This is a genomic window from Streptomyces sp. JW3, assembly GCF_052216785.1.
In the GTDB taxonomy this organism is placed as follows: domain Bacteria; phylum Actinomycetota; class Actinomycetes; order Streptomycetales; family Streptomycetaceae; genus Streptomyces.
Genome location: NZ_JBQOUX010000203.1, coordinates 1 through 4,458, shown reverse-complemented (window position 1 = coordinate 4,458; position 4,458 = coordinate 1). Strand labels below are relative to the sequence as shown.

At 74.9% G+C, this 4,458-nt stretch carries 4 protein-coding genes; 3 read left to right on the top strand and 1 reads right to left on the bottom strand.

The genetic code is table 11. The features are described 5' to 3' along the window. Positions 1–111 precede the first annotated feature (111 nt). Genes pcaDC through ACTT8P_RS37860 form a run of 3 tightly spaced genes read left to right on the top strand, consistent with a single transcriptional unit; the run spans position 112 to position 2,926 of the window. Complete coding sequence (pcaDC, locus tag ACTT8P_RS37870; RefSeq protein ID WP_442836333.1) at positions 112–1,416, top strand: bifunctional 3-oxoadipate enol-lactonase/4-carboxymuconolactone decarboxylase PcaDC; 1,305 nt, start codon at positions 112–114, stop codon at positions 1,414–1,416. Between the two features lie 55 nt (positions 1,417–1,471). Beyond that, positions 1,472–2,107: an MBL fold metallo-hydrolase gene (locus tag ACTT8P_RS37865; RefSeq protein WP_442836334.1), complete on the top strand. Its 636-nt coding sequence runs from the start codon at positions 1,472–1,474 to the stop codon at positions 2,105–2,107. A gap of 30 nt (positions 2,108–2,137) precedes the next feature. Then, positions 2,138–2,926 (top strand): exodeoxyribonuclease III, encoded by a 789-nt coding sequence (locus ACTT8P_RS37860; RefSeq protein ID WP_442836332.1) that lies wholly within the window; start codon positions 2,138–2,140, stop codon positions 2,924–2,926. Positions 2,927–2,962: 36 nt separating this feature from the next. Here ACTT8P_RS37860 and ACTT8P_RS37855 read toward each other — a convergent pair. Next, a partial coding sequence (locus ACTT8P_RS37855; protein WP_442836331.1) for an SGNH/GDSL hydrolase family protein occupies positions 2,963–4,458 on the bottom strand: 1,496 nt, incomplete at its 5' end.

Here is a 4,458-nt window from a genome sequence, read left to right as displayed (position 1 = left end):
GGCAGGGGGGAACCACGCTACCGCGCCGCGGACCAGGCCGTCGACGGCCTGGTCGATCGCCCGCACCCCCGCGTTATTGGGGCGTCGGCGAGACGTGAGAGGGTCTGGGGCGTGAGTGAGACACCACCGAACACCCTGCAATACCGCTTCGACGGGCCAGAAGACGCCCCGGTCCTCATCCTGGGTCCCTCACTTGGCACCACCTGGCACATGTGGGACCGCCAGGTGCCCGAGCTGACCCAGCAGTGGCGGGTCTTCCGGTACGACCTGCCGGGGCACGGGGGCGCGCCGGCCCACCCGGGCGGGTCCGTCGGCGACGTCACCGCGCGGCTGCTGGCCACGCTCGACGGGCTCGGTGTGCAGCGGTTCGGGTACGCGGGCTGCGCGTTCGGCGGCGCGGTCGGCATCGAGCTGGCGCTGCGCCATCCCGAGCGGCTCGCCTCGCTGGCGCTGATCGCCGCCTCGCCGCGGTTCGGGACCGCCGACGAGTTCCGCCAGCGCGGGGTGATCGTGCGCACCAACGGCCTCGACCCCATCGCCCGCACCTCGCCGGACCGCTGGTTCACCGGCGGGTTCGCCGCGGCGCAGCCCGCGATCACCGAGTGGGCGGTGCAGATGGTCCGCACCACCGACCCGGGCTGCTACATCGCCGCCTGCGAGGCGCTCGCCGCCTTCGACGTCCGCAACGAACTGGGCCGCGTCGGCGTGCCCACCCTGGTGCTGGTCGGCTCCGACGACCAGGTCACCGGCCCGGCCGAGGCCCGCACCCTGGTGGCCGGCATTCCCGACGCCCGGCTCGCCGTGGTGCCCGGCGCCTCCCACCTGGTCCCCGTCGAGCAGCCCGGCGCCGTCACCGACCTGCTGGTCCGGCACTTCACCACCGCCTGGCAGCCCGCCCCGGACGCCACCGGCCAGACACTGCTCCCAGGGGTCCCCGGGCTCCCGGGCAAGCCGGTGCCGGTCGCGGCGCCGGTGACCGCGCCGGTGGCCGAGATCGCCCCGGCCGTCACCCAGCCGCCGGCCGCCCACGGCCGGCCCGACCCCTACGAGGCGGGCCTCAAGGTACGCCGCGAGGTGCTCGGCGACGCGCACGTCGACCGGACGCTGGCGGACGCCGACGACTTCTCCGGCGACTTCCAGGAACTCCTCACCCGGTACGCCTGGGGCGAGGTCTGGAACCGTCCGGGCCTGGACCGCCGTACCCGCAGCTGCGTCACCCTCACCGCCCTGGTCGCCGGCGGCCACGCCGAGGAGCTGGCCCCGCAGCTGCGGGCCGCCCTGCGCAACGGGCTGACCCCGGCCGAGATCAAGGAAGTGCTGCTCCAGGCCGCCGTCTACTGCGGCATCCCCGCGGCGGACCGCGCCTTCCGGATCGCCCAGCAGGTCGTCCGGGAGGAGACCACCCCCTCGGAGTGAACCGGAAGCGCCCCGGGGCCAGGATGGAACCATGAACCCGAACCCCAACCCGAAGCTGAAGCTGACGAAGAAGTCGCACTCCTGCGTCCGTCTGGAGAAGGACGGACAGACCCTCGTCCTGGACCCCGGGGGGTTCAGCGAACAGGACGCCGCGCTCGGCGCGGACGCCGTGCTCATCACGCACGAGCACCCCGACCACTTCGACGAGCTGCGGCTGCGCGCCGCGATGGAGATCAACCCGGCCGCCCAGGTGTACACGCTGCGGGCGGTCGCCGAGAAGATCTCCGCCGCCTTCCCGGGCCGGGTGCACACCGTGGGCCACGGCGACGCCTTCACCGCGGCCGGCTTCGACGTCCAGGTGCACGGCGAGCTGCACGCGGTGATCCACCCGGACATCCCGCGCATCACCAACATCGGCTTCCTGGTCGAGGGCGGCCGGCTCTTCCACCCCGGGGACGCGCTCACCGTCCCCGACCATCCGGTCGAGACGCTGATGCTCCCGGTGATGGCCCCGTGGAGCAAGATCTCCGAGGTCATCGACTACGTCCGCGAGGTCCGCCCGCAGCGCGCCTACGACATCCACGACGCGCTGCTCACCGACCTCGCCCGCCCCGTCTACGACCGTCAGATCGGCGAGCTGGGCGGCGCCGAGCACCTGCGGCTGGCGGCGGGGGAGACCACCGTCCTGTGAGTGTCGGACCCGGCCGGTAGGTTGTGGGGCATGCGTATCGCGACCTGGAACGTCAACTCGATCACCGCCCGGCTGCCGAGGCTGCTGGCCTGGCTGGAGAGCAGCGGCACCGATGTGCTGTGCCTCCAGGAGGCCAAGGTGGCCGAGGACCAGTTCCCGTTCGAGCCGCTGCGGGAAGCGGGCTACGAGGCCGCCGTGCACGCCACCGGCCGGTGGAACGGCGTGGCGGTGCTCAGCCGCGTCGGCCTGGCGGACGTCGTCAAGGGACTGCCCGGCGACCCCGGCTACGAGGGCGTCCAGGAGCCCCGCGCGATCTCCGCGACCTGCGGCCCGGTCCGGGTCTGGTCGGTGTACGTGCCCAACGGCCGCGAGGTCGAGCACCCGCACTACGCGTACAAGCTCCAGTGGTTCGAGGCGCTGCGCGCGGCCGTCGAGGGCGACGCGGCGGGGAGTCGGCCGTTCGCGGTCATGGGGGACTACAACGTGGCGCCCACCGACGACGACGTCCACGACCGCGCCGCCTTCGAGGGCGCCACCCACGTCACCCCGGCCGAGCGGGCCGCCCTGGCCGCCCTGCGCGGCGCCGGGCTGTCCGACGTGGTGCCCCGCCCGCTGAAGTACGACCACCCGTACACGTACTGGGACTACCGCCAGCTCTGCTTCCCGAAGAACCGCGGCATGCGCATCGACCTGGTGTACGGCAACGAGCCGTTCGCCAAGGCCGTCACCGACTCCTACGTCGACCGCGAGGAGCGCAAGGGCAAGGGCGCCTCCGACCACGCCCCGGTCGTCGTCGACCTCGACGTCCCCGCCTCCTAGGACAGAACACCTGGACAGAACACCTGGACAGAACACCTAGGGCACCAGCAGCCGCAGGTCCACCGAGTCGGCCAGCGCCTTCAGGCCGGCGTCGCCGGGGTGCAGGTGGTCGCCGCTGTCGTAGCCGGGCCGCATCCGGTCCGGGGCGGCCGGGTCGCGCAGTACGGCGTCGAAGTCGAGTACGGCGTCGAAGGCGCCGGTGGACCGGAGCCAGGCGTTCGTCGCGGTCCGTTCGGCCTCGACGGCGGGCGTGCAGCCGGCCCGGCCGCCGCACGGCACGATGGTCGCCGCCAGCACCCGCAGACCATGGGCGTGTGCCCGGTCGGCCAGTTCGCGCAGCCCCGCGGTCAGCGTCCGCGCGTCGGTGCCCGCCAGCAGATCGTTGACGCCCTCGAACACCACCACCGTGCGCGCCGACGTCTGCGCCGCCACGTCGCGGTCGAAGCGGTGCCGGGCGCTCACCCCGGACTGGTCGGCGGAGATCCCGTCGCCGGGATAGCGGTCGGTGACCACGCGGTTGCCCGAGACGCCGTGGTTCAGCACCCCGTACCGGGGAACGGCCCGCTGCGCCCGCAGCCGGCCGGCCAGCACGTCCGGCCAGCGCCGGTTCGCGTCCACGGTCGAGCGGTCGCCGTCGGTGATCGAGTCGCCGAGCAGCACCACCGAGCCCGGCCCGCCGCCGATGTCCACCCCGGTCAGCAGCGGCCAGCAGGTCAGCACGGCGGAGTACCCGCCGGCCGCCCGTTGTGCCGTGTGGTCGCCCGGCCCGCTCAGATACGACCGCCGCATCGCCAGCCGGTGCGTGGGCGCCGCCGCGACCGGGCCGGGCAGATGGAGACTCACCAGCAGATCGGCGCCCGCCGGCACCGCGAAGGCCAGCGGATCGCTGTACGCCTGCGCGCCCGCCGGGAGCAGCACGCCCCGGGCGCCGCCGAACGACAGTGGCACCGGCGCCCCTTTCGCCGCCGCGCCCGCCGCCCGCACCGCCACCGTCGCGGCGCCGATCCGTACCGGCGCCGCCGCGAAGGTGTTGTCGAACCGCAGCCGCACCCGGGTCCCGCCCACTGAGGCGCGCACCACCAGCCGCAGCGTCCGGTCGGTCCACGGACCCACTGTCGGCTGCCCGGAAGTCGAGGCCGCCCAGGTCCCGGTCCAGCCCCGCCCGCCGCCCCGGACCGCCAGCGCGAACACATGCAGGTCCGGCGCGTACGGCAGCCGCACCGAGGCCACCTCTCGGTCCGCCGCGAGCGGCACGGTCAGCGCGTACAGCCGGGTCCGCTCGGGGAGCCGGCCGGACGGCGTGCCGAGGCCCGGCAGGGCGACCGCCTTGGTGGCGAGCGGGCCGGTACGCCAGTCGGGAGCGGCGAGATGGACCGCCGACCGGGTGCCGTCCGCGTACGCCACCTCGGCCGCCCCGCCCGCCGCGGCGCCGCCGGTGGACGCCGCCAGGAAGGCGAGCGCGTCGCCGCGGCCGGTGACCCGCACCCGCTGCCCGCCCGCCCGGACGTTGTCCGGCTCGCCCGGCGCCCGCG

Coding starts and splice junctions, on each gene's coding strand:
- ACTT8P_RS37860 (WP_442836332.1), top strand. CDS start 2,138: ATGCGTATCGCGACCTGGAACGTCAACTCGATCACCGCCCGGCTGCCG.